Annotated in this window: 29 protein-coding genes; 19 read left to right on the top strand and 10 right to left on the bottom strand. The window is 37.2% G+C overall.

The window, feature by feature from the left end:
- Positions 1-195 precede the first annotated feature (195 nt).
- Together BM207_RS03195 and BM207_RS03200 are read left to right on the top strand one after the other, a co-directional pair.
- Positions 196-1497: a DEAD/DEAH box helicase gene (locus BM207_RS03195; protein WP_090992132.1), complete on the top strand. Its 1302-nt coding sequence runs from the start codon at positions 196-198 to the stop codon at positions 1495-1497.
- A gap of 42 nt (positions 1498-1539) precedes the next feature.
- Positions 1540-1995, top strand: coding sequence for a DUF5362 family protein (locus BM207_RS03200; protein WP_090992133.1), 456 nt, complete (start codon positions 1540-1542; stop codon positions 1993-1995).
- Between the two features lie 6 nt (positions 1996-2001).
- Here the strand turns inward: BM207_RS03200 and BM207_RS03205 are convergent, their stop codons facing one another.
- From BM207_RS03205 to BM207_RS03220, 4 genes are all read right to left on the bottom strand, one after another.
- Positions 2002-3837 carry a glycoside hydrolase family 2 protein gene (locus BM207_RS03205; RefSeq protein WP_090992134.1) on the bottom strand — a complete coding sequence of 612 codons (1836 nt, stop codon included), beginning with the start codon at positions 3835-3837 and terminating at the stop codon, positions 2002-2004.
- 285 nt (positions 3838-4122) lie between these two features.
- On the bottom strand, positions 4123-5037 hold the full coding sequence (locus BM207_RS03210; RefSeq protein WP_090992135.1) for a serine hydrolase: 915 nt from the start codon (positions 5035-5037) through the stop codon (positions 4123-4125).
- 128 nt (positions 5038-5165) lie between these two features.
- Positions 5166-5498, bottom strand: a complete 333-nt coding sequence (locus BM207_RS03215; RefSeq protein ID WP_090992136.1) for a DUF3276 family protein — start codon at positions 5496-5498, stop codon at positions 5166-5168.
- Positions 5499-5640: 142 nt separating this feature from the next.
- The gene (locus tag BM207_RS03220; protein WP_090992137.1) at positions 5641-7425 is read right to left on the bottom strand and encodes an ABC transporter ATP-binding protein; all 1785 of its coding nucleotides are present in this window, start codon (positions 7423-7425) and stop codon (positions 5641-5643) included.
- 489 nt (positions 7426-7914) lie between these two features.
- Between BM207_RS03220 and BM207_RS03225 the strand changes: the two genes are divergently transcribed.
- From BM207_RS03225 to BM207_RS03265, 9 genes are all read left to right on the top strand, one after another.
- Positions 7915-9003, top strand: a complete 1089-nt coding sequence (locus BM207_RS03225) for a Glu/Leu/Phe/Val family dehydrogenase (RefSeq protein ID WP_090992500.1) — start codon at positions 7915-7917, stop codon at positions 9001-9003.
- 42 nt (positions 9004-9045) lie between these two features.
- Positions 9046-9996, top strand: a complete 951-nt coding sequence (gene nusB, locus BM207_RS03230) for a transcription antitermination factor NusB (protein WP_090992138.1) — start codon at positions 9046-9048, stop codon at positions 9994-9996.
- Between the two features lie 3 nt (positions 9997-9999).
- A complete protein-coding gene (locus BM207_RS03235; RefSeq protein WP_090992139.1) occupies positions 10000-10437 on the top strand; it encodes a DUF1573 domain-containing protein in 438 nt (145 codons plus the stop codon).
- 35 nt (positions 10438-10472) lie between these two features.
- On the top strand, positions 10473-10796 hold the full coding sequence (yajC, locus tag BM207_RS03240) for a preprotein translocase subunit YajC (protein WP_090992140.1): 324 nt from the start codon (positions 10473-10475) through the stop codon (positions 10794-10796).
- 66 nt (positions 10797-10862) lie between these two features.
- Positions 10863-11810: a CdaR family protein gene (locus tag BM207_RS03245; protein ID WP_090992141.1), complete on the top strand. Its 948-nt coding sequence runs from the start codon at positions 10863-10865 to the stop codon at positions 11808-11810.
- Entirely contained in the window at positions 11810-12418 is a 609-nt protein-coding gene (gene coaE / locus BM207_RS03250; RefSeq protein ID WP_090992142.1) for a dephospho-CoA kinase, read from the top strand. Before BM207_RS03245 ends, coaE begins: the two co-directional genes overlap by 1 nt.
- On the top strand, positions 12415-13356 hold the full coding sequence (locus BM207_RS03255; protein ID WP_090992143.1) for an MBL fold metallo-hydrolase: 942 nt from the start codon (positions 12415-12417) through the stop codon (positions 13354-13356). Before coaE ends, BM207_RS03255 begins: the two co-directional genes overlap by 4 nt.
- A complete protein-coding gene (locus BM207_RS03260; protein WP_090992144.1) occupies positions 13356-13535 on the top strand; it encodes a C1orf53 family protein in 180 nt (59 codons plus the stop codon). Before BM207_RS03255 ends, BM207_RS03260 begins: the two co-directional genes overlap by 1 nt.
- On the top strand, positions 13535-13984 hold the full coding sequence (locus BM207_RS03265; protein WP_090992145.1) for a MarR family winged helix-turn-helix transcriptional regulator: 450 nt from the start codon (positions 13535-13537) through the stop codon (positions 13982-13984). Before BM207_RS03260 ends, BM207_RS03265 begins: the two co-directional genes overlap by 1 nt.
- Here BM207_RS03265 and BM207_RS03270 read toward each other — a convergent pair whose 3' ends face one another.
- Genes BM207_RS03270 through BM207_RS03280 form a run of 3 tightly spaced genes read right to left on the bottom strand, consistent with a single transcriptional unit; the run spans position 13985 to position 15996 of the window.
- Complete coding sequence (locus BM207_RS03270) at positions 13985-14704, bottom strand: ZIP family metal transporter (protein ID WP_090992146.1); 720 nt, start codon at positions 14702-14704, stop codon at positions 13985-13987.
- Positions 14705-15268, bottom strand: a complete 564-nt coding sequence (locus tag BM207_RS03275) for a phosphatase PAP2 family protein (protein ID WP_090992147.1) — start codon at positions 15266-15268, stop codon at positions 14705-14707.
- A complete protein-coding gene (locus BM207_RS03280) occupies positions 15265-15996 on the bottom strand; it encodes a class I SAM-dependent methyltransferase (protein ID WP_090992148.1) in 732 nt (243 codons plus the stop codon). The genes BM207_RS03275 and BM207_RS03280 overlap by 4 nt, the downstream gene beginning before the upstream one ends.
- Before the next feature lie 173 nt (positions 15997-16169).
- Between BM207_RS03280 and glmM the strand changes: the two genes are divergently transcribed.
- The 6 genes from glmM (at position 16170) to BM207_RS03310 (ending at position 22409) form a co-directional block, all read left to right on the top strand.
- Positions 16170-17558 (top strand): phosphoglucosamine mutase, encoded by a 1389-nt coding sequence (gene glmM / locus BM207_RS03285; protein WP_090992149.1) that lies wholly within the window; start codon positions 16170-16172, stop codon positions 17556-17558.
- A 24-nt stretch (positions 17559-17582) separates the two neighbouring features.
- On the top strand, positions 17583-18731 hold the full coding sequence (locus BM207_RS03290; protein WP_090992150.1) for a cysteine desulfurase family protein: 1149 nt from the start codon (positions 17583-17585) through the stop codon (positions 18729-18731).
- 60 nt (positions 18732-18791) lie between these two features.
- Entirely contained in the window at positions 18792-18998 is a 207-nt protein-coding gene (locus BM207_RS03295; protein ID WP_090992151.1) for a hypothetical protein, read from the top strand.
- 64 nt (positions 18999-19062) lie between these two features.
- Positions 19063-19962, top strand: coding sequence for an MBL fold metallo-hydrolase (locus BM207_RS03300; protein WP_090992152.1), 900 nt, complete (start codon positions 19063-19065; stop codon positions 19960-19962).
- A gap of 105 nt (positions 19963-20067) precedes the next feature.
- Positions 20068-21402: a cytochrome ubiquinol oxidase subunit I gene (locus tag BM207_RS03305; RefSeq protein ID WP_090992153.1), complete on the top strand. Its 1335-nt coding sequence runs from the start codon at positions 20068-20070 to the stop codon at positions 21400-21402.
- A 2-nt stretch (positions 21403-21404) separates the two neighbouring features.
- Positions 21405-22409 carry a cytochrome d ubiquinol oxidase subunit II gene (locus BM207_RS03310; RefSeq protein ID WP_090992154.1) on the top strand — a complete coding sequence of 335 codons (1005 nt, stop codon included), beginning with the start codon at positions 21405-21407 and terminating at the stop codon, positions 22407-22409.
- A 6-nt stretch (positions 22410-22415) separates the two neighbouring features.
- On the opposite strand, the gene BM207_RS03315 is transcribed toward BM207_RS03310, so the two are convergent.
- The 3 genes from BM207_RS03315 to accD are packed head-to-tail and all read right to left on the bottom strand — an operon-like array spanning position 22416 to position 24491.
- Positions 22416-22877, bottom strand: coding sequence for a YciI family protein (locus BM207_RS03315; RefSeq protein ID WP_090992155.1), 462 nt, complete (start codon positions 22875-22877; stop codon positions 22416-22418).
- Between the two features lie 19 nt (positions 22878-22896).
- Positions 22897-23631, bottom strand: a complete 735-nt coding sequence (locus BM207_RS03320; protein ID WP_090992156.1) for an N-acetylmuramoyl-L-alanine amidase family protein — start codon at positions 23629-23631, stop codon at positions 22897-22899.
- 14 nt (positions 23632-23645) lie between these two features.
- Entirely contained in the window at positions 23646-24491 is an 846-nt protein-coding gene (gene accD, locus BM207_RS03325) for an acetyl-CoA carboxylase, carboxyltransferase subunit beta (protein ID WP_090992157.1), read from the bottom strand.
- Positions 24492-24698: 207 nt separating this feature from the next.
- Between accD and fbaA the strand changes: the two genes are divergently transcribed.
- Together fbaA and BM207_RS03335 are read left to right on the top strand one after the other, a co-directional pair.
- Positions 24699-25778, top strand: a complete 1080-nt coding sequence (fbaA, locus tag BM207_RS03330; RefSeq protein ID WP_090992158.1) for a class II fructose-bisphosphate aldolase — start codon at positions 24699-24701, stop codon at positions 25776-25778.
- Positions 25779-25867: 89 nt separating this feature from the next.
- The gene (locus BM207_RS03335; RefSeq protein WP_090992159.1) at positions 25868-26350 is read left to right on the top strand and encodes a low affinity iron permease family protein; all 483 of its coding nucleotides are present in this window, start codon (positions 25868-25870) and stop codon (positions 26348-26350) included.
- The last annotated feature ends 2 nt before the right edge of the window (positions 26351-26352 follow it).

Here is a 26352-nt window from a genome sequence, read left to right on the forward strand (position 1 = left end):
ACTTTCAGAGTAGGCTGCGCAACATCCTGCTGTTCCGTCATTGCGAGGCACGAAGCAATCTTTCCAGCAGATTGCTTCGTGCCTCGCAATGACGGGGCTTAAATCGCAGTACCATCGTTTAATATAGTCGTGCACTAGGCGATAACCGAACCAATAATTTTCCTTAAATTTGTCTTTTCATTAATACGAAGTAAATTGTCTTTAGAACAACTAAAATTAAGCAAGCCACTCATATCTGCAATGACGGCGGCAGGGTATTTAAGTCCAAAAGAAATACAAGCAAGAAGTATGTCGCGCATTTTAGGCGGACAAGACATTATTGCAGTAGGGCCTGAGGGCTGCGGCAAATCAACTACTTATGTGTTAGGGGTTTTAATGCGGATAAAATATGGATTTGAAGAAGCCCCACGTGCTTTGATTTTAGTGCCTTCCAAGGAGCGGGTGCTCGAGGTAGTTGAACAGTTTAATCTTCTAAATCGCAATGCAAGCATCCGCATTATCGGCATTCATGCCGACGGGGGAATGGAACAGCAGATTAACGAAATTACCGATGGCGTTGATATCATAGTCGCTGTGCCTTCTCGCGCCCGCGCTATTTACCTGAAGCTTGGCTTGAATACGAATAAAATTCAAATGTTTGTGGTCGACGATGCTGCCGAGATGGTAAGATCGGGAATGCAATTGCCCATTAATGAATTAGCCAATAGCATCCAGAAATGCCAGCACCTCATATTTACAGAAGTAATGCATGATCGTTTATATAAAATGATTGATCCTTTTATGAAACTCCCAACTTTAATCGAAGTTGAAGAGCTTAATGAGAAGCAAGCTGAAACACATACACAATTGCTGTATCATGTGCCCAATTTTAGAACGAAGCTCAATTTGTTAAACCTTCTTTTAAAAGATGAAGAAGTATTTGATAAAGTGGTTGTTTTTGTGAATACCCGCTTAACGGCTCAAACCTTGTCAAAAGATCTTTTTGATGGTAAAGCAGCCGATGTTTTTGTATATAAACCCTTATTTTTTGATGAGGCAGGTTTTGATGCAATTGAAGATTTTAAAGAAGTAGCAGAAGCCCGTGTGTTAATTGTAGCGAATGAAAATCTTCCCAGTTTGGATTTGACTGGTATTCCGTTCATCTTCCATTTCGAACTACCGGAGCAAAAGGAGATTTATCTCAATCGGGTAGTTAAAAAACAGGACGATGGCGATGTAGTAGCGATTACTTTCACTACTGATTTGGAATTACCGACTGTAAAAAAGATAGAGCAGGCAATAGGACAACGAATTGAAATTGCCGATCTTCCGGAAGGCTTACTAGTAGAAGAAGTAAACAAAACAGCATCTCAAAAGAAAAAGTTAACACAAGCACAGGTCGAAGAAGAAGCTCACCAAGATGCGGCTTTCCATAAGAGAAAAGAAAGCAATACCAAAACTACAAACTATGGGATTGGACAAAAAGCCATTATGAATAAGAAGAAAAAACACGGTTAATGTTTTAACTCAATTTTTTATCTTTAACAAAAAAATGCTTACATGGAGAATTCAGAAGAAACTAACGAACAACAAAATATCCCCCAACTTATCATCACTGAAGATATACGTAGCTATTTGTACGATATGGCCAAATGGGCAAACTTTCTTGCTATTGTAGGGTTCGTTATTGCTGGATTTATGATCATTGCATCCTTCACTATTGGCGCAGCAATGAGCACTAATCCCGAGCTAAGTGCATTAATGGCTTCATCTGCTTTAAGTCCCATTGGTTTTACCATATTTTGTTTAGCTTATTCATTTGCGATATTTTATCCAAGTTTATTGTTATTTAAATATTCAACCAAGGCAAAACTTGGGGTTTTGTATGGCGAACAAGCGAGCTTAAACGAGGCATTCAGCAAACTGAAGTCGCTCTTTAAATATTGGGGCATTATCACCATGATATTTATAGTCCTTTACGTTATGTTAATGGTTCTTTCGGCTTTCTCACGCTAGTTAGCGCTATAGTTTAACCAGGGCTTTGTTATAAAGCTTGGTTGTTACACTTTTTAATTTTTCTGCCGGAACCTTAATCACTTTCCTATCGTAAGTCATCAGGCCATTGGTTTCGATCTCTACATCGGTTGTTTGGGTATAAACCGCGGCAGATAACCCTTTCGTAATAAGGTGTTCTAATCTATCCATAAAAGAAGCATATTTTGCAAATAATTCATCCGCATTTTTAAAGGTTTGGTATCCCCAATTATTGGTGTTTTGCCAAGTGTGATCAACTACAGGCAGGCCTAGTCCCCCAAACTCACCCAGTACAATTGCTTGTGTTTTACCAAATATATCTGGTCTTGGCATTTTTGGTTCGGGGTAATTGTGTAGGTCAACAATATCTCCTGTAATCTCAAAATTACCGCCACTTGCACTATTTACTAGTCTGGAAGGATCTTTTTGCTTTGTCCACTCGGTAATCTCTTTTGTTTTAAATTGTCCCCAGGCTTCATTAAAAGGTACCCATACCACAATAGAAGGATAGTTGTGCAGCATGTCCATAATGCTGTTCCATTCCTTTTTATAGCTTGCTTCAGATTCAGGTGTTCTATCTTTGTCGGTACCTCCATAATCGCCCACGCGCATTTCCCACTTATTTCCCAGATCACCACTTGGCATATCTTGCCAAACTAATAAACCTTGTTTGTCACATTCATAATACCACCGTGCGGGCTCTACTTTGATATGTTTACGGATCATATTAAAACCCATTTCTTTGGTTTTGATGATGTCAAATTTCAATGCTTCATCCGTTGGAGCGGTATATAAACCATCAGGCCACCATCCCTGATCTAGCGGGCCATATTGAAAAACAAATTCATCATTGAGCAGCATGCGCATGATCCCATCCTTGTCTTTGCCCATTGATGATTTTCTCATCGCGAAATAACTTTGGATTTTATCAATTACCTTTCCTCCGCGCATGAGTTCTACTGTTAAATTATATAGAAATGGATTACTTGGCGACCATAATTTTTGCTCTTTCAAGTGAAGTTTAGCTTCCTGGTTTGGCGAAGTTTCAACTTCTGCAACTTTCGTTTGTCCATCGAAAGCAGTAATTTTAAGTTTGTCATCTGCTTTTGCATGCTTAACCTCAGTGGTAATGTTCAAGCTTTTTGAATCGATATCGGGGGTTTGCTTAGTATTTGCAATATGCGTTTGCGCTACGCTTTCTATCCAAACTGTTTGCCAAATGCCTGTTACGGGAGTGTACCAAATGCCATTAGGTTTAACAACTTGCTTGCCACGTGGCTGATAGCCTTTGTCTGTTGGATCCCAAACGCTCAATACCAGCTCTTGTTTGCCTCCTTTTTTAAGGTGTGGGGTGATGTCTATTGTAAAAGAATCAAAACCGCCTTCGTGACTTCCAACTTTCGTTCCGTTTAAATAAATTTCTGTTCGCCAATCTACCGCCCCGAAATGCAAAAGGATAGTGTTTTTTAGGTTAGCGACATCAATAGTGGTATGATACCAAAGCAAATGATCTTCACCTACTGTTTTTCCTACGCCCGACAATGATGATTCTATGGCAAATGGAACTAGGATTTTTCCATCCCATTTCTTGGGAATAGTGATCTCGTCTTTGTTGGTGATGGCATAGTCCCATAGACCATTTAGATTTTTCCAGTTATTTTCGCGAACCAGGAGTGGGCGAGGATATTCTGGCAGGGGATGAGCTGGATTGATAGCTGCTACCCAAGGGGAAGCGATTTTTCCAGGAACTGGTGTCCAATTTTGAGCATTGGAATTTAAAGATAATAATAGGCAAAGTGAGGCTAGGAAGGAATATGCTTTCATTAGATTCATTTAGTTAATCCAAGATACTATTTTTTGATGAAAATCGAAATCGTTAAGAGGATGTAAGGTAATAGGGGTTGTAGCTGAAGTGTTTAGGAACAACGTTTGAACAAGCTTGGAACTACTTTGTTATCCCGGATTTGACGTGGACTTACCGTGGACCTGAGGTGGGCTTACTGTGGACTTGTTAAGATGGTAGAATTAGATTTTAGTTTATCGATTGATAAGAGGGGAGTGTCTTAAACTAAGATACGTAAAATAATTGTAAAATGCTATATTTTTCTATCAATAATACTTCTCCATGCCTTTGGCTGGTTGCCAATTAGATTTTGGTTCAAAGTAATTCCATAAGGTTTTACTCAACTTACGAATAAGCGTAGTACCTTCATTTTTATGGATCCATGAAGTATCTTTTTGATTTTTTGTGGTGATGCAGAAAACATAGTCGCCATGTGGTGCGTTTACCAAAGCTACTTCCGATCTGGCCGCATTCACTGCGCCAGATTTTGAAGCAACCTGCACATATGGTGGGATTTCTGAAAGTGCTTCGTGATCATAATAGATGCGGATCAAATTGCGGTAAATTCTTTCGGAAGCCGCTTCGTTAATCATTTTACCATCTCTAATTAACGTCAATAGCGTTGCCATTTCTCGCGGAGTAGTTTGGCCCCAGCCATATTTTCGTTGGTTGTCTGCTCTTCCTGGTGTTCTTGAATTCACTCGGGTATGTTGAAAACCATAGTTTTCCATTAATTCGTTAATGACAGTTCCCGTACCTGCCAGGCTTTGCGACCATAAACTTGCTGTATTATCGCTCGTAGTTATCATGAGCATAAGTACCTTGCTTAGCACAATTTTCTCGTTGTTTTTAAACGATCCCAAAAGGTCTTCACCTGCATAAAGCAAACTATCCTTATAAACCAACTCTGTCTGATAAGCTAATTCACCCTTTTCAATTTTATTGAAAATGCCACACGTTATCGGTACTTTAATCATGCTTGCCGTAGGGAAAATCGTATCGGCATTTAAACTAGCTACCTTACCGGTTTTTAAGTTTTTTATGTAGATGCCAACGTCCCCATTAAACCCCTTTACCATTTCGGTTAGCATCTTGTTGAGCTTATGGTCTACGGTCTCTTTCTGGGCGAAAAGCTGAATTGAGGTGAATAATAAAATGATAGTTAGTTTAAGCGATTTCATTTTAGGTAAGGTTTGTTTGAAGGATCAAGAGGTTTAACCTCATACTGTTAGAACTTCATAAGCCCATAACTTCTTAGTTCAAAAAAAAGTCCCGATTTGATCGGGACTTCCTTAAATTAAATTATTTCTTAGAAAGAAAAATCGTCGTTGTCTACTTTAGGACTATGGCTGTATTCTGCATTCTCAGAATATTCATAGCGTTTTTCAACTACCTCTTGATGCGATTTGATATACTCAACCGTTTCGGTTAAGCCTTCCGTAAATTTCTCAAAATCTTCTTTGTATAAGAAAATTTTATGTTTTACAAATACACCATCTTCTAATCTCTTTTTACTCTCTGTTAAGGTTAGGTAATAGTCGCCTGATCGTGTTGCTTTTACATCAAAAAAATAAGTACGTTTTCCAGCTCTTACTTTCTTCGAAAAAACCTCTTCTCTCTCTTTATTGTCAAAATCTCCCATTGTTGTGTATAGTATTGGTTTAAGGTTGGGGTAAATATAAAGGAATAATTATCAAAGTTCAAAATAGAAAACGTTATGATTTTCGATTAAGTTAAGATTTGTGTAAATTTTTTATGAACAACTTCGAATAATGAGCTTGAATTTACCGATTTTCTTCTTCAAGCAATTGGTTATCGTACATTTCTGCATACATACCGGCTTTATTTAGGAGTTCCTGGTGGGTTCCTTGCTCAATGATCATTCCCTGGTCTAAAACAATTATTTTATCGGCATTTTTGATGGTAGAAATACGGTGTGCGACAATGATGCTGGTTTTTCCTAACATTATTCTTCCCAGGTTGTTCAATATTTCTTCTTCGGTTTTGGTATCTACTGCCGAAAGGCAATCATCAAATATCAAGATTTTTGGTTCTTTGATCAATGCTCTAGCAATGGAAACGCGTTGTTTTTGTCCGCCTGAAAGGGTAATACCCCGTTCTCCAAGCATGGTTTCAAACTTCTTTTCAAAATTGATGATATTGTTATAGACTGCTGCATTTGTGGCTGCCCGTTCAACTTCTTCATCAGTAACTGTTGATAAGCCGAAAGCGATATTGTTCTTGATCGTGTCGGAAAATAAAAACACTTCTTGCGGAACAAAACCTATTTGATTTCGATAGTTGTTTAGGTTAATTGTTTTTAATTCTTGTTCATCAATTAAAATAGCGCCTGAATCAACATCGTACATACGCATGATTAGATTTGCCAGGGTAGATTTTCCTGAACCTGTGCGTCCGATGATAGCGATAAATTGCCCTTTTTCTAAATCAAAATTAATGTTCTTTAAAGCTGTGATGCCTGTGTCGGGATAGGTGAAGCTCACATCTTTAAAACTTATTTTACCCTCAATAATTTGGGTTGTAGTGTTGCTTGAGATGATATCTGGTTTTAATTGTAGAAATTCATTGATTCTTTTTTGGGAGGCGGCAGCACGCTGGATTAAGGTTGTAACCCAGCCCAACATCGTTACTGGGAAGGTTAGCTGATTTACGTAGACGATAAACTCAGCAATATTACCGGGGGTTATTGCGCCTTCTATAACCTGCTTTCCGCCTATAAAAACTGTTAAAATAGTACTTAAACCAACCAATAGTAACATGGAAGGATAAAATAATGCTTGGATCTTAACTAAGCCCATCGCATTATGCTTATAAATCTGGCTTTCGTTGGCAAATATTTCCTGATTATGTGCTTCCCTTACGTAGGATTTAATAACGCGAATACCAGAAAAACGTTCTTGTACGAAACTCGAAAGTTTAGACAGCTGCGCTTGTATTTTTTCGCTTTTAAGATTGATCAAGGTATTTACATAATAGATTGTAATCACTAAAACGGGAAGGGGAAGTAAACAGAAAAGCGCCAATTTAACGTTTACCGAAAACATGAAATAAATAATAAGGCAAAATAGCACTGCCGTATTAATGGCGTACATAATAGCCGGCCCCACATACATCCTCACCCTGTTAACATCCTCGGTTGCCCTGTTCATTAGATCTCCTGTGTTATTACGGCGATAAAAACCCAGGCTCAATTCTTGATAGTGTGCATAAATCTCATTTTTCATGTCATATTCAATGTGACGAGACATTAAAATAATAGTTTGACGCATAAAAAACAGGAACAAGCCCCGAAGTAGGTAAAGTGCTAAAATGAGCAAGCCGAAAAAGAAAAGGCTATAACTAAAAATGCTGTACACAATTTCTTGTCTATCGAAACCATTAAACAAGCTGTAAATTGAAATATTCTCGGTAATGATATTAATGGCATGACCAACAACCTGCGCAGGCACTACGCCAAAGATGTTAGAAATAATTACAAAGAATATGCCCGGAATAATCCACCACTTATATTTATAGAAGTATTTATTTAAAAATGCAAGATGCTTCATGGAGGGGTAAAGTTAACTAAAATTGGTGTTTACCATCTATAATTTATCCATCTAATTATTAGATATACCATAAAAGTTAATGGTAAAATTAAAAAGAATGAAGCAACAAAGGTAAAATAGACTATTCTTTTTAGAAGGCTGCTTTGACGAAATTTTTGTAGTTCATACTGATATCTTTGTTGAGTATCATTTCTTAAAAAAAATAAGAGAGGGATTAAAGTGGCAAAACTAGTTGCTATTGATAATCGAAGATTGCCCCCTAAAAATCTCATGATTAAGAAGATGAAAAAGCTTAAGCTGAAAAGCGCAAATATGATATACAGTATTCGATAACCCCAAGTTTCGAATTTTAAAAATAGAATTTAGAATTTTCATTTTATGAAACCCAACTATAGTTGCTAAATTTTTCTTTTATTAATTTTCCTTAAAATACTAGGTAAAATAATGGATTTTTATCTTAATTTTGCAGCTTATCAATTCAACACTCGTATGTCTGGTAATAGTTCTGCAGTTACTTCCATTTTAGATCAATTAAGCGCATCAGGCCACAAAAAAGTAGTTTTTTGCAATGATGCTGATACCGGACTTAAAGCCATTATTGCCATTCATGACACTACATTAGGCCCAGCTTTGGGCGGCACAAGAATGTGGAATTACAATACTGAAGCTGAGGCTCTTGAAGATGTGCTTCGTTTATCGAAAGCCATGACTTACAAAGCCGCTGTTGCTGGTCTAAACCTGGGTGGAGGTAAAGCGGTAATTATCGGCGATTCGCGAATGGCCAAAACAGAGGCCTTAATGCGGAGCTACGGAAGATTTATTAAGAACCTCAATGGAGAGTTCGTAACTGCCGAAGATATGGGTACTACCACCAGGGATATGGAATATATCCGCATGGAAACCAGTCATGTAACAGGGGTGCCAGAATCTATTGGTGGGGCAGGAGATCCGGCGCCGATTACAGCAAAAGGTGTCTTTTTAGGTATTAAAGCTTGTGTGAAAGAAGTTTATGGTACTGATATGCTTGCAGGAAGATCGGTTGTAGTACAAGGGATTGGAAATGTGGGCGAACACCTCGTAGATTTACTAAGGAAAGAGAATGTTGAAGTTTACGTAAGTGATATTAACGAAGAAAGGCTACAACAAGTGGCCAGAAAATATAAAGCAAAGGCAATTGAAGCTGATAAAATTTTCACGATTGGTGCCGATATTTATGCACCATGTGCTTTGGGAGCAACAGTTAATGATAAAACAATCAAAAAAATGAAGTTTGCCATCATTGCTGGTTCAGCAAATAATCAGTTGGGCGACGAACAGATCCATGGTCAACTGCTTTTGGAAAAAGGGATTTTGTATGCTCCTGATTATTTAATCAATGCTGGTGGGTTAATAAATTGTTATTCTGAGTTAACGGGCTTTGGTAAAAAGAGAACTATGCAACTAACAGAAAATATTTATAATGCCACTAGAGAAGTCATAAAATTGTCTAAAGCCGAGAATATCCCTACAAATTTAGCAGCCAGCAGAATCGCAGAAAAAAGGATCTCAGACATTAAAAAAATAAAATCATCATATTAATTACAACCAGTAAAACTTACTACTCGTTCTTACATTCATTTCATGTTAAATAGAAGGCACTTAAGGATTAAAGCTTTGCAAAATATTTTTGCTTGGCAAATGACAGAAAAGAAAGACAGCGTAAGCAGTCAAAAAGCATTAATGCAAAGCATTGATAGTGTTTATGAAATGTATGTGCGAATGCTCGCACTCATTGTTGATGTAACCGAATATACGGCCAATGACGCAGTTGAAAGAGCTAATAAGCATTTGCCTACCGCAGAGGATTTAAGTCCCAATCAGAAACTACTTCATAATAAGTTTGCAGTAGTTTTAAAACAAAACCCGGAGTATAGTGCTTTAGTAAATAAATATCAGATCAACTGGCATTCGGATCCGGAGTTAGTGAAATCTATCTTTATAAAGTTAAAAGATACCAAGGAGTATGCAGCTTATTTGGCTGAAGAAGAAGAAACACTTGAAAGTTCAAAAGAGATTATCAAATTCATTTTCAGAAAGGTTTTATTGAAAAACCTCAATATTATTCAAGCTTTCGAAGACAAATTTATCAATTGGCCAGTTGATAGTGAGGTGATGAAAGGTATGATTGCGAAAACCCTTAAGAACTTTACTCAGGAAGATCCATTCAAAAATAAGTTAACACCAATTAGCGCAGATTGGGACGAGGACAGCAGATTTGTGAAAGATCTGTTCGCCTATACGATCAAGAATGACAATGCTTACCAAGAATTGATTGCTGAACGTACAAAAAATTGGGAATCGGAGCGTATTGCTTTAATGGACACGATCTTAATGAAAATGGCGATCTGTGAGCTGATGAATTTCCCGTCTATACCCGTGAAAGTTACCATAAACGAGTACCTTGAATTATCAAAAGATTACAGTACACCGAAAAGTAATTCATTTATTAACGGTATCTTGGACAAAATTTTGAATGATCTGAAAAGAACAAATAGTATTAAAAAATTAGGTAGAGGTTTAATAGAGGATTAAATAATGAAGCGTTTAATTTTAAGTTTATTAGTTTCGGTTTTACTTGCCGCTTGTGGTCAAAATAAAGATTCTTCAACAGCAGTAGTACTCGATTCAACAGGTAAAGCAGTTTCGGCTGTGGATGCCCCCGTCATAAAATTTGAAGAAGAGTTATATGATTTTGGGGTGATCAACGAAGGTGAAAGCGTTAAATACGAATTTAAATTTAAGAATGTTGGCAAAACACCGTTAATCATTAGCAATGCTACTGCAACATGCGGATGTACGGTGCCAGAATATCCAACAACACCGATAAAACCAGGCGACGAAGGAAAGATAAAAGTTATCTTTAACAGCCAGGGTAAAGTAGGAATTCAAGACAAGGTAGTTTCTATCATTTCAAATGCAAACCCATATTTAGCTACGTTGCATGTGGTAGGCGAAGTAAAGGCGAAGAAGTAGTTTTTCAGTTAACCAATTAAACAATTAAATAAAATATAATGAATTCAGTAATCTTACAAGCGGCTGGCAATAATATGTTGGGCACAATAGTACCAATGGTATTAATTATGATCGTTTTTTATTTTTTCATGATCAGACCTCAGATGAAGAAAGCAAAAGACCATAAAAAACTAGTAGAGGAGTTAAAAATTGGAGACAAAATTGTAACTACTGCGGGTATTCACGGTAAAATAGTTGGATCTAACGATACTACTTTCTTAATTGAAGTAGAAGGCGGTACCAAAATTCGTTTTGATAAATCTGCCATCTCTCTTGATGCAACGAAGGCTGCTACAACGGCTGCATTACCAAAAGCATAACAAAGAATTAAATAGGCCGCTCTTCTGTAATTTCGGGAGAGCGGCTTTTTTTTGTAGTTTTACAATATGCCATTTATTAAACTAACCAAGGTAGAAAGAAAGCGATTTCTTGTACTCATACTTTGCCTATTCTGTGCAATTGGAGCCTGGTTGTTTATGGCCCTTAATCATAAGTATGTATATAATGCAAAAACGGTTTTAATATATAAAGATTTTCCTCAAAAGAAAGCATTTAAAGCACTGCAAACAGATACAGTTGATTTACAAGTGGAGGGTACGGGCTGGCAATTGTTGTTTGCGCGACTAAGGATTAACCCTCAGTCGATTGCCATCAGTCTGGAAAAATTAAATAACCGCAATTTTATCTTGTTTACCGAACAGTTGTCGCAGATAAATAAGCAATTGGAAACCTCACAAAAAATCATCTCCGTTAAACCAGATACCTTGTATTTTGATTTTTCTAAACGAACAAATAAACGCGTTCCAGTTAAATTAAAGTATAATTTTTCTTTTGAAAAGCAGTTCGGACTGGCCAGCGAGATTCAGTTAAAACCTTCATACGTAAATATATCGGGTCCACAAGAAGAACTCGTTAAGATTAAAGAGTGGTATACCGACACCCTTAAGCTCACAGACTTGAAAGGATCGGTGCACACCAAAATAGGCGTAAAAACAAACAATATTGTTAATGTGAGTATCTACCCAACTACGGTTGATGTGAAAGTGCCAGTTGATGAGTTTACCGAAAAAACTGTTGAGGTGCCATTGAACATCATCAATAACCATGATTTTCATAACGTTCAACTTTATCCGAAAAAAGTAAAAGTAACTTTTACAGTTGCCCTATCAAGATACGATGAAGTTGATGAGGATTTTATTGTCGCCAACGTTGATATAAACGAATGGAGGATGTTAAATCATGAGCAGCTTACCGTAAGCTTGTCCCGCTTTCCGGAGTATTGTAAATTAGTGAGCATTAAACCACGGAAAATAAATTTTATTATCGAAAAGTAATGCTTAAGATAGGGATAACTGGAGGTATAGGAAGCGGCAAAACGACTGTTTGTAAGGTGTTTGAAACTTTAGGGGTGCCAATTTTTTATGCAGATATAGCAGCTAAGTTGGCGATGACCAGCGACCCAGTACTAGTTGAGGGCATAAAAAAAACTTTCGGTACTGAAAGTTATCACCCCGATGGTACCTTGAACAATAAATATATTGCGGCAATAGTTTTTCATCAAAAAGCAGAACTGGACAAGCTGAATGCATTAGTTCACCCTGCGGTATTTAAGGCATTTGAAAATTGGGCAGCAACTAAAGTCTACGCTGCGCCCTATGTGTTAAAAGAAGCAGCACTTTTATTTGAAAGCGGTTCTTATAAACAATGCGATAAAAATATTTTGGTAACAGCCCCTTTGAAGTTGAGGTTAGCCAGGGTAATGAAGCGCGATCAAGTGAGCGAAGCTGAAGTAATGGCCAGAATGGATAAGCAGTTCACGGACGGCCAAAAATCAAAAATGGCAAACTATTTCATTTCAAATTCCTTATCCGATTCAATAATTCTTCAAGTGCTAAATTTGCATCAACAGTTTTTAGCTTTATCTGCATCCACAAACTTATGATATTAGAAGATTTTATTGTCCAGACAAAAACAGGCCTTTTTTGCAGTTATGGAAACTTTTACCTCGATCCCAAAGAACCTGTTGTAACAGCGGTGATTTCACATGCACATGGCGATCATGCTGTTGGAGGAAATCAAAATGTATTTTGTACTAAACCCACAATGGCTTTCATGCAGCATAGGTATAAGAAGTTCGCTGCAGCCAACTTTTTCATTAAAAACTATGAGGCGGTTTTTGTGTTAAACGGTGTTGCCATAAGTTTATATCCTGCTGGACACATGTTGGGCTCTTCTTTAGTGTTAATGGAATATAAGGGCGTTAGGTATTTATATACGGGCGATTACAAGTTAGAAGCTGATGATACCTGTGAGCCTATGGCTTTTGTTAAGGCGGATGTATTAATTACCGAAACAACTTTTGCAAATCCAGACACGAAGCATCCTGAAGCCATTGAGGAAATCAAAAAGTTAAATGAAACTAAAAGTAATATTATGCTAGGCGCTTATGCCTTGGGTAAAAGTCAGCGTTTAATTGCCATGATTAACCAACACTGTACTCAAAAAAGGATATTGGTACATCATAGCATAGTGCCGTTTGTTAAAATTTATGAGGAATTAGGGATCCGTTTAGGGAAGTACGAAGTATATGATAGAAAGGTTATGAAAAACAACCAGGTAGATCTGATTTATATTGTCCCCCCAATGGTTTTTCATAGCTATTTTAAAGCAATAAATGTCGTTAGGATCTTTGCAACAGGTTGGAAGCACCTTCAGAATAACAATGAAATTCAATTATATATTTCTGATCATGTTGATTGGGATGCTATTTTAGAAACGGTGGAGAAAGTTAATCCTAGTGAAGTTTGGACTACCCATGGAAGTGGAACACACTTGCAAAATTACTTTGGAGAAAAATTGGTCGTTAAATTGCTTAACTAATGGAAGAGGGGGTGGATTTTTACTTTAATGAAGATGGATTGATGGTTTTTACAGCGGCATATCATCTGAAAAGAGGCTATTGTTGTAAAAATGGTTGTAAACATTGTCCCTGGAATTATAAGCGAGAAATTAAACAAACTATCCCAAAAACGAAAAACAGCCAATCTAAAGAAGAATAATGGAACTAAAAAAGGAAGTAAAGAGTTCGAAATTTGAGAATGTATTTCAACAAGCCTTAGTGAATATATTTTTTACCTACCATTGGAGCAATCAACGTGTTAAGGAAGCTTTTAATCCCTATAACATTACCCAACAACAGTTTAACATTTTAAGAATTTTAAGAGGTCAATATCCACACCCCTGCACTATTAATTTATTAAAATCAAGGATAATAGATAAGTTGAGTGATGTATCAAGAATTGTAGAGCGACTGGTTCAAAAGGGCTATATTCATAAGAATGTCAATAACACTGATAAGCGAGCACTGGATATTGTTATTTCTGCGGATGGCCTGAAATTGTTGGAAAAATTGGATAGGGAGATAGATTTATCAGCTTTTATTAGGCCAAATCTATCTGAGGAAGAGGCAGAACAACTAAACTTGCTATTAGATAAATATAGAGGCTAACTAATGTCCGGCACTATAAAATCCAATCAATGCAACTCCTAATCCTGCCAATACGGCAAGCATTTTCCTTTTATTGATTTTATGATCAGTATTTGATTCGAACAGTATCGTAGTTGAAATATGCAGAAATATGCCGATTACAATGCCCATCACTTTGTTAAAATATGGTTCCATTCCGCTAATACGCCCATTATTTAAGCTTTCGCTAAAATAATAACCAAATGGTGCCATGAGCGCAAATACGGTAATGAATAGAACAATTGATTGGGCTTTAAACTGATTTTGGACTAAAATACTGGCTAATGCAAATGCGGCAGGGATATGGTGAAGTGAAATGCCAAAAATCAACTCGTTATTCTGGTCTTTAACCAATGGCATTCCCTCTAAAAATGCATGTAAGCATAAACTTATCATGATACCATAAGGAAATGCATGCCCCTCGTGGTGCTTGTGGATATGACCATGCTCTACTCCTTCAGAAAACTGCTCGAGGAATACTTGCAAAAGAAACCCAATTAAGATAAAAATACCAATTTCGTGGGCATCAATTCCACTATAAGCATCGGGTATGAGATGTAATACCGTGATTGCGAATAAATATGCGCCACTAAATGACAGAATTAATTTTAACGTTTGAGACCTATCATTTTTTACTAAAAAAATAGCGAGCCCTCCTACAAAGGCGCAAAAAAACAAAACTAGGAATTTCCAGATTTCCATTTATAATTCAGGTTGTAATTTTCTATAAATTGTTGAAATAGTAAGGCCTATAAATGTCCCCAAAATAGCCCCTGCCATCGTGTCGATTGGATAATGTACGCCAACATAAATTTGAGCAAATGCAATGAGTAATGCCCACGCTAATGCAACAGGTAAAATTAATTTCCATTTTCGGTAAAAAACACAAATTAAGAATACTGCAATAGCGAAGTGATTGGTGGCGTGTGCAGAAGGGAAACTATATCCGCTGCCGCAGGGCACGCGCCTATGAATGCTATTTGCCAAACCAACTTCGTTACAAGGCCTAACACGTTGTACGCTCGGTTTAATTATTCGGGAAGCAATTAAATCGCCCATGGCAAATGTAATAAGTATTCCTAGGATGATATAATAACCTTGTTTCTTATATTGTTTAATGCAAAAAACAATGATAAATAAATACAAAGGCGCCCAGAAAAACCGATTTCTCGCCAAGGGCATAATGAAATCGAAAAAGTCGTTTCCCAAATCTTTATGGATTTTAAGAAAAAGTGCCGTATCAAATTGTTGTAACTCTGCTATCATGCTTTTTTGCAAACTAAAATCAATCGGTCTGACTTTTCCTCATTAAAGGCCTCTAATCCATAACTTCCAAATGTAGCATTGATTTGGAGGCCAGCTTTGGTGAGCATTCGTTCAAAGTCGGTGAATGAAAATGCCTGAACTCTTTCTTCAAAAGCATAAGCTTTTAAGCGATGCTCGAAATTGATATGCTTTATGATCTTCCCCTCAGAAACAAATTTATGAAGATGAAACTCAATGCCATCAACTGTTTTTATCTCTTGCTGGGTTAAGTTTTTGATGATTTTCTGTGTGTTGAAATAATCGATAACTAATGTTCCATCAATTTTCAAACCCTTTCTAAAAGCTTTCAAGGCATTCACATGTTCCTTTTCAGTTTCAAAATAGCCGAAACTTGTGAATAGATTAAGGGCAATGTCAAAATAATTGATATACGCCAACTTGCGCATGTCGTGCACATAAAAATGCAGATTTCTTTGTTCAAACTGTTGCGCATATTTAATACTCTGTTCAGACAGATCTATGCCGGTAACATCGTAGCCCTTTTTATTTAAATATATTGCATGTCTTCCTCTTCCACACGCAATATCTAGTATTTTGCTATTCTTTTCCGGTGCTAAATAAGCAGATAGATTGTCAATTAGAAATTCAGCCTCTTCATCATTACGTTGACTGTAAAGTATATGATAATAAGGTGAGTTAAACCAAAATTGAAACCATTTTCGCTGCATTATCCCAGTGTTTTAACGTTTTTTGATCAACAAATATAGTACTTTGTAATGCAAGAATATCTAAATAATTTATTTAATGCAATAATGTTGCAATTAAAAAATTACCCAGCTGTGTATTCGATTAGCCTTCTAATCCTTAAATTTTTATTATTTTTGGGAAAATCTATAAGAACTTGACATTAATAAAATCTATTTCGGGAATTAGGGGTACTATTGGCGGCAAAGCAGGCGATGGTTTAACTCCAATGGACATTGTAAAATTTACAGCTGCCTATGGTGCATGGGTAATTGACAAGACACAAAATAAAAAAATAGTATTAGGCCGTGATGCGCGTATTTCGGGTGAAATGGTTAACAACTTAGTAATTGGCACCTTGCAGGGCTTAGGTATTGAGGTAATTGATCTTGGCTTGTCTACCACACCAACAGTAGAAATAGCAGTGCCATTAGAAAAGGCGGGAGGCGGTATTATTTTAACCGCTAGTCATAACCCTAAACAATGGAATGCGCTTAAGTTATTAAACGAAAAAGGCGAATTTATTAGTGATACAGACGGAAAAGAGGTGTTAGAAAAAGCTGAAGCAGCTGATTTTTCATTTGCAGAGGTAAACGATTTGGGTAAAGTTGTATCGAACGACACTTATTTACAAAAACACATTGATGCGGTGCTCGCATTGCCTTTGGTGGATGTTGATGCCATTAAAAAGGCAAATTTTAAAATCGCCATTGATTGTGTTAATTCTTCTGGGGGGATATTTATTCCTGCTCTTTTAAAAGCTTTAGGGGTAGAAACAATTTACGAACTATATTGTACACCTAACGGTGAATTTCCGCACAATCCAGAACCTTTACCTGAGAATTTGACTGAAATAGCAAAGGTAGTTCAGGAAAAGAGAGCCGATTTGGGTATAGTAGTAGACCCTGATGTAGATCGTCTTTGTTTTGTTAACGAAGATGGGACGATGTTTGGCGAAGAGTATACGTTAGTGGCCGTGGCAGATTATGTATTGAAAAATACACCAGGTAATACTGTTTCCAATCTTTCTTCAACGCGTGCATTGAGAGATGTAACAGAGAAAGCAGGCGCTACTTATACTGCAGCAGCGGTAGGAGAGGTAAATGTGGTGAACCAAATGAAAGCCAGTAACGCGATTATTGGTGGCGAAGGCAATGGCGGAATTATTTATCCAGAATCTCATTACGGACGAGATGCATTAGTGGGCATTGCCTTATTTTTATCGCATTTGGCAAAATTTGGTAAATCGATTTCTATATTGCGTAGCACCTATCCAGCTTACCATATTTCGAAGAATAAAATTACCTTAACTCCCGAAATGGATATTGATGCTTTACTGATCAAGGTTCAAGAAAAGTATAAAGACCAGCCTAATAGTACGATCGATGGGTTGAAAATTGAGTTTGCCAATGAGTGGGTACATTTGCGACGTTCTAATACAGAGCCAATTATCCGCATCTATAGCGAGGCCGAGAACGAAACTGTTGCCGAAAATCTTGCCAATAAGATCATTTCAGATATTAAAGAGATATTAAAGTTAAACTAATCAAATCGGTATAAACATCATAAAATGAAAAGAGTTTATTTAGACAATGCCGCAACAACTCCGTTAGATCCTGCTGTAATTGCTGAGATGACAAATGTAATGCAGAATTATTTTGGTAATCCATCAGCAATTCATGCACTTGGGCGTGAGGTTAGGACTTTGGTAGAGAAAGCTAGAAAAAATGTTGCCGGGTTGTTAAATGCATCGCCATCAGAAATATTTTTTACCTCAGGTGGTACTGAAGCCGATAATACAGCTATTCGCTGCGGCATTGCTGCCTATGGTATTAAACATGCAATTACTTCGAAAATTGAGCATCATGCAGTTGAGCATACTTTAAACATGATGCTCAAAGATGGCCAAATTGATAAGTTGAGTTTTGTAAATGTAGATCAAAAAGGCAATGTTGACTACGAGCATTTAGAAGAGCTGCTAAAAAGTAATGATCGGAGTTTTGTCTCGTTAATGCATGCAAATAATGAGCTTGGAACATTAACAAACATGGAAAAAGTTGGCGATATCTGTGAAAAATATGATGCTATATATCATGCAGATACCGTTCAAACCATGGGCCATTATGTGCATGATGTTCGTAAGCTTAAAGCGCATTTTCTTGTATGTGCAGCGCATAAGCTGCATGGTCCAAAAGGCGTAGGTTTCTTGTTTGTAAACAGTAACATCAAAATACCGCCAATGATTTATGGAGGCGCTCAGGAACGTAATATGCGTGGGGGAACTGAAAATGTTTATGGTATTGTTGGTTTAGCTAAGGCCCTTGAAATTGCCTATAATGAAATGCAAGCACATCAGACCCATATTCAAGGGTTAAAAGACTATTTGAAAGAACAATTGATAGCCGAGATTCCAGGTATCGCATTTAACGGTGAAACTGAGGCTGGCAAAAGCTTATATACAGTATTGAATGTTTCTTTTCCAGAAATGGATATGGCAGATATGTTACTGTTCAACTTAGATATTAATGGTATTTGTGCTTCCGGAGGTAGTGCATGCTCTTCTGGATCAAATATTGGCTCTCATGTGCTAAATGGTATTCACGCTGACCCAAACCGTCCTTCAGTACGCTTTTCGTTCAGCAAATACACTACCAAAGAGGAGCTTGATTATTTAATGGAAAAGGTGAAAATGGTCGTGAAGCAAAATGCATTAGCTTAGAAAGTTTAAAACAATTTTTTTGTATTGGTTGTTGATATAGCGAACTAAATTGCAAATATCATGGAAAAGAAACACGAAAAGGACAGTGCACTGCAGCGAGATGCAACTGTAACCGATACAGAACAAGAGACACCCCGCAATGAAGAGAACGTAGAAAAAAACTCTTCATCAAAGGTAACCAGCAACTTTGCAAAAAAACATGGACGTACAAGCCATGCACTTGGTGATAGCCACGAACCAGGTACCATTCCTGGAGGCGGTGTATAAAAATAATTAAATATTCCCTACATTTAAACCACGATATTATTCGTGGTTTTTTAATTTCATTCCTATGCAAAGAAGACACTTCATCCAAAATTCAGCATTAGCCATGGCTTTGCTTGCCTTTTATAAAGCTGATGTATTTGCAAATTCGTCCATTCACCGTGCATACCAATTTAAAGCACTGCGCAATGATGTTGGTATTTTTACCGAACAAGGCGGCACAATAGCGTGGCTAAACGGAACTAGCGGATTTGTAGTGGTCGATTCGCAGTTTCCAGCATCTGCACCAAATGTAATCGCCGAACTGAAAAAGCTAGGAGAAAAACCATTTAAATATTTATTGAATACACATCATCATGGTGACCATACTGCTGGTAATATTGCGTTTAAAGGGATGGTTGATCATGTAGTTGCCCATCAAAACTCGGCAATTAATCAGAAACTAGCTGCCGAAAAAGCCAAAAATGAAGATAAGCAACTTTTTCCAGATGTAACCTTTGGAAAAGGATGGAAAGCTCCCGTAGGTAAAGAAAAAATAAGTGCTTATTATTATGGTTCGGGTCATACAAATGGCGACGTAGTTTATCATTTCGAAAACGCAAATATTGTACATGTTGGGGATTTGGTTTTTAATCGTCGTTTTCCCTATATCGATCAAGCAAATGGGGCACATATTGGAAATTGGATAACGGCATTAGATAAAATCTATAATCAGTTCGATAAAGATACGATCGTAGTAACGGGCCATAGTTTAGATCCAGAAAAAGTGGTTGGCGACAAAGAAAATGTTAAAGCTTTTAAAAATTATCTAGAAAGTTTGCTGGCATTTGTTAAAACGGAAATACAAGCTGGTAAAACCAAAGAAGACATTTTAAAAGCAACCACAATTCCAGGCGCTCCTGAATGGCAGGGGGACGGTATAGCGCGAAGTTTAACTGCGGCTTACACCGAACTTGGCGGGCGCTAACTATTGCGCTGTAATTCAGAAACATTCCATATTATTATTTTTTTGTCGGCTAAAAAAAACTCATAGCCATATACGGTATATTTGCTTAATTCTAATCCTATTCTTATGGATGATTTTTTAGCAGCCCGCTCACAGATGGCCCTCTCGCTGGGTTTTCATATTATTTATGCATGTATTGGTATGGTGATGCCTTTTTTTATGGCGGTATCTCATTATAAATGGTTAAAAACAAATAACGAGGTTTATAAACATATAACTAAGGCATGGAGTAAAGGGGTAGCAATTTTTTTTGCTACTGGGGCTGTTTCTGGAACGATGCTGTCATTTGAGCTAGGTTTGTTATGGCCGAAGTTTATGGAACATGCTGGACCAATATTCGGGTTACCATTTTCTCTAGAAGGCACGGCTTTTTTTATTGAAGCCATAGCATTAGGCTTTTTCTTATATGGCTGGAATAAGTTAAATAAATGGTTCCATTGGTTTACAGGAGTAATAGTTGGCGCCAGTGGGTTGGCTTCTGGTATTTTGGTGGTTGCCGCCAATGCATGGATGAATAGTCCGGCAGGTTTTGATGTTATAAATGGCGCTTATGTAAATATTGATCCGATTGCAGCTATGTTCAATAAAGCATGGTTTACACAAGCATTGCACATGTGTTTAGCTGCCTTTACTGCTACCGGCTTTGCGGTTGCGGGCGTACATGCTTTAATGATTCTAAAAAATCAATACCTAGATTTTCATTACAAGGCATTTAAAATTGCAGCAATGTTTGCTGTGATCTGCGCACTTTTACAGCCAGTAAGTGGGGATATATCGGCAAAAGACGTAGCAAAGCGCCAGCCGGCAAAATTGGCTGCCATGGAGGCGCATTATCATACACAGAAAGCAGCTCCCTTATTAATTGGTGGTATTGTAAATGAAAAAAAGAAGGAAGTGAATATGGGTATTGAAATCCCAGGTGCCTTAAGTTTTTTAGCGCATGGCGATTTTAAGAGTGAGGTGAAGGGGCTCGATCAAATACCTGTTAATGAACATCCGCCGGTAGCGATCACGCACTATGCGTTTCAAATAATGGTTGGCATTGGAAGCCTATTAGTTTTGCTCTCAATGGTTTACTTAGTAATGCTCCTTAAAAAGAAAGAACTTATAGCTTACAAATGGCTATTGAAATTATTTGTTTGGGCAATTCCATTAGGTTATATCGCCCTGGAAGCAGGGTGGGTGGTAACAGAGGTAGGCAGACAACCATGGATTATTTATGGCATCATGCGAACAAAGGATGCAGTGACACCAATGCCTGGGATTGCATGGTCATTCTATTTGTTTTCGGCCATTTATGCTTCGCTTAGTGTGATTGTTATCTTTTTGCTTTACAGGCAGATAAAAATGGTTCCGATGTTATATAATGGGAATATGATAAACCCAGTTAAAGAAAATTAGTCATGGATTTTGTTATCATCTCTTTTTTATGTCTAGCTATTCTGCTATATTTTTTATTGGGAGGGGCCGACTTTGGAGCGGGTATCATTGAATTATTTACTTCTTCAAAAAATAGAAGCAAAACCCGCAGCACGATGTATCATGCAATTGGTCCCGTATGGGAAGCCAATCATATGTGGTTAATCATTACAATTGTGATTTTATTTGTAGCGTTTCCCAAAATATACACTACCATGTCTGTTTATTTGCATATTCCTTTAGCAATTATGTTAGTTGGGGTTATAGCAAGAGGTACAGCTTTTGTATTTCGACATTATGATGCGGTAAAAGATCAAATGCAAGAGGTATATAACAAGATTTTCATTTATTCGAGCTTCATAACCCCACTATTCCTTGGCATCATAGCAGGAAGTGTTATTTCTGGGCAAATAGATAATCAGGCGAATGATTTTTTGAGTGCCTATGTGTTTGGTTGGTTCAATTGGTTCTCGATCGCTGTTGGTTTATTTACCGTTGCTTTATGTGGTTTTTTGGCTGCAATTTATCTAATAGGGGAAAGTAAGGTCGAAGCAGATAAAAAACGGTTTATCAAAAAGGCTGAATTTATGAATGTAGCGGCTGTTTTGATAGGAATGTTAGTCTTCGTAGCTGCGCAAGTTGATGGAGTGCCTTTAACGAGCTGGGTTTTTAAAGATGCCATTGGCTTAAGCGCAGTTTGTTTGGCAAGCTTATCGTTGATTTTACTTTGGTACTTATTATTGAAAGGCAAAACAAAGGTTTTAAGAATTCTAGCGGGTTTTCAAGTCACGATGATTTTAGTGACAATTAGCTATGCACATTTTCCAAATTTTATAAGGTTTAAAAACGGTACAACAATTTCATTATATGAAAGTATCGCTCCGGTTAAAACCGTAGAAAGCTTAGGCTGGGCATTACTCCTAGGAAGCTTGCTTATCTTGCCCTTTTTAGGTTATCTGTTCTATAAATTTCAACAAAAGGAAGAATAATTTGGATTAAAGTCTAGCCTTCCATACTTTATCTTCCACCGTTAAATAGGCTGCAAGAGCGGCAGAACCGTACCAATTAAATAAGTCAGCATCTAGCAATTTAGCTTTTACTGCCGGATCGGTTGCTAATAGTTCCTTTGCTTCTTCTAAAGATTTAGTATTTAAAATAAATATGCCTCTGTAATTTTTATCATTTTTAGCTAAAGGACCCGCTACAATTAATTTGTTGATGCTTACCAGCCTACTGATATTTGCCATATGCCCAGCGAACAAACTGTCGCTCTTTGCTTTAGTTTCAGTGGTATTCGACCCTGTTTTTAGCATCACAAGCACGTAAATCTTCATTCCATTGTCTTCAGCCCCTAGCTTTTTAGCCAAAGCTTCGTCATAGTTTGGATTTATTTTTTTTTCTTGCGCATTTACGCTTAAACCTAAAGCTACAAGGATAGTAATAAGTGCGATTTTCATGATTTTTGTTGCTAAGTTTTTATAATCCTTTTTCTTCCAGCCATTTTGCCAGCGCAATTTTGATTGCTTGGCCTATTCTTTTTTGTCCAGCCGGGTCTGTTAACAATGCGCGACTTTCAGCATTGTCGCCAACTTCTAACAACACCCTATATTTTGCTGTATTTACATTTTCGTCGATACTATAAAAGGCTCTTTTTTCTGTTTTTTGGCATTTATAGTCATTTCTACCTGTAGAGCTATCTAAAAATACACCGCGATTTTGAAGATCGGTTACTCCACTGATTGCGGCAATAAGTTTTGCCGCCAAATCTCTATTTTCGGCTTCATACTGATCCCCATCGTGAATAAATCCCCATACGGCATTACTTTTTGAACCTCCATTGTTATGGACTGCAATAAATACATCAGGTTTTCTCTTATTCGATTCTTGGATTTCATAGGCATAGCCTGAAATTTTACCATTTTCTACTGCGGTAGTATGGGCGATAATGGTGTTGCTTCCAACGTTAGCATGATGTAAATCAGGTTTGTTTAAGCTCCATACCTTAAATTCTTTGAATTTGGGTTTGAAAGCCATCGCGGCTTCTACAATAGCATTACAGGTGGCGGCTTCACTAAAATCTTTACCAGTATCTGTTTGATGGGAAGGTTGCCAAACAATAATGGCTTTAGACTTCGAGTCTATTGCTATGATCGGTTTCGTAAAACTTGAAAATAATACAAAACTTAAAAGTAGGGCAATTATCTTATTCATAAAATATCGATCAATTAATTTTCCATCATCTTTAAGAAAGTTGCAAGTTTCGCCTTCATCTGCCTTCTATCGACTATAAAATCTAAGAAACCATGTTCTAACACAAATTCAGAGGTTTGAAAACCTTTGGGAAGATCTTTTTTAATGGTCTCCTTGATTACCCGTGGACCGGCAAAACCAATCAAAGCGCCTGGTTCTGCGATATTAATATCCCCAAGCATGGCATAAGAAGCTGTAACTCCACCAGTTGTTGGATCGGTTAGCAAGGAAATATAAGGGATTTTCGCTTGTGCCAATAAAGCTAGTTTAGCTGAGGTTTTGGCCATTTGCATCAATGAAAATGCGGCTTCCATCATTCTGGCACCACCAGATTTTGATATCATTAAAAATGGCACATTGTTTTTTAAGCTATAATCTATCGAACGCGCAATTTTTTCTCCTACCACAGATCCCATTGAGCCTCCGATAAAATTAAAGTCCATACAGGCAATCATAATAGGGTGGCCGTCAATTTTCCCATGTGCGGCACGAATAGCATCTTTTAAGCCAGTTTTTGCTGTGGTTTCTACAATTCTATCCGCATAAGGCTTGCTATCCACAAAGCTTAAAGGATCGCCTGAGGTTAAATTTGCAAATAACTCGGTGTAGCTATCACGATCGAATAAAACTTCAAAATATTCTTTAGAGCCAACTCTTAAATGATAATCACAATAATGGCAAACATATTTATGCTCTATTAAGTCTGCGCTATGTAGTGCTTTCTTACAGTTTGGACATTTGTTCCACAAACCATCTGGGGCTTCTTTCTTTTCTTCGGTTGTGGTACTAATACCTTTTTTTTCTCTCTTAAACCAGGCCATATTTCTTTTAAAAAATGCGAGTACAAAGAAACGAAAAATTATTTAACAATAGCAGGAGTTTTTGTGGGAGTGTTTTATAAAACTACTTGGAGATTGAAGTTGGTTATTGTTAAAAATACACTTAGTTATTGTAAAAAGTACACTTAGTAAAAATTATAGTTTTTCTTGTTTTTTTTTATAACTTCGAAAGATCAAATTTAAATAGAAATGAGTTTAAAAGGCTACAAAGGCGTAATTTACGGAGCAGCCGTTCAGGAATTATTTGAACAGGCGAAGAAACATCAATTTGCATTACCCGCAGTAAATGTTACAGGAACTAATACTATTAATGCGGTAATGGAAACTGCAAAGGCAGTAAATTCTCCTGTCATGATTCAACTTTCAAATGGGGGCGCACAGTTTTACGCAGGTAAGACTTTAAATAACGATAATTTGAATGCATGCATTTTAGGTGCGGTTTCTGCGGCTAAGCATGTTCATTTATTAGCAGAACATTATGGTGTTGCAGTAGTTTTACATACAGATCATGCTGCAAAAAAATTACTACCATGGATTGACGGGTTGCTAACGCATGGCGAGAAGTTCTTTGCCGAAACGGGAAAACCCCTATTTTCATCGCACATGTTGGATCTTTCTGAAGAACCAATTGAAGAAAACATGGAGGTCTGTGTTGAATATTTCAAACGCATGGCTAAAATGGGAATGACAATTGAAATTGAATTAGGGGTAACTGGAGGTGAGGAAGATGGGGTTGACAATAGCGATGTAGACAGTTCTAAATTATATACACAACCTAGTGAAGTTGCTTTTGCTTATGACGAATTAAGCAAAGTAAGTGATCGTTTTACGATAGCGGCAGCTTTTGGAAACGTACATGGTGTTTATAAGCCTGGTAATGTTAAACTTCAACCTATTATCCTAAAAAACTCTCAAGATTACATTAAAGAAAAGTATAACCTGCCGGCGGAGAAACCAATTAGTTTTGTGTTTCATGGTGGTTCTGGTTCTTCGCAAGAAGAAATAAGAGAAGCTATTTCTTATGGAGCTATCAAGATGAATATTGATACCGATATGCAATGGGCTTTTTGGGAAGGTATTTTGGCGTATTATCAAAAAAATGAGGCCTACCTACAAGGTCAAATTGGTAATCCTGATGGGGACGACAAACCGAACAAGAAATATTATGACCCTCGGGTGTGGCTTCGCAAAGGTGAAGAGGAATTTGTAAAACGCTTAACAATTGCGTTTGAGGATTTAAATTGCCTTAATGCAAACGACAAACTTTAAAAATCGCTAAAAATTTTAAGAACGCCATCAGTAAAACTTATGGCGTTTTTTGCTGTTTATTGGTTATCTTTAATTGTTAGATATTTGATATGGCATCATCCAATAAGCAAAGAGAAAAAAAGAGCAGTTTATTTGAGCGGTTTGCAAATGCAGCTACGAAATTTACCGGAAGTTCACCGGCGTTTCTCGTGGCTGCGGGCATTGTAGTTTTATGGGCAGCTAGCGGTCCCTTTTTTAATTATTCAGAAACATGGCAGTTAGTAATCAATACTGGAACTACCATTATTACGTTTCTAATGGTATTTTTAATACAAAAAGCACAAAATAAAGACGGCAAAGCTATACAGTTGAAGTTAAACGAGTTGATCGCTGCTCATGAACGTGCGAGCAACAGAATGGTGGATATTGAAGATCTAACTGAAACTGAATTGGATGACTTGCACAACTTCTACGTCAAGCTGTCTAGGCTAGCTAAAAAGGAAAACGATATTCATAATTCCCATTCTATTGATGCGGCGAAGGAAATAAATGAATTTAAACTAAAAGGCGCTAAGAAGATAAATAAATCATAGAT

This window comes from Pedobacter insulae (genome assembly GCF_900113525.1).
GTDB classification, from domain to species: Bacteria; Bacteroidota; Bacteroidia; order Sphingobacteriales; family Sphingobacteriaceae; genus Pedobacter; species Pedobacter insulae.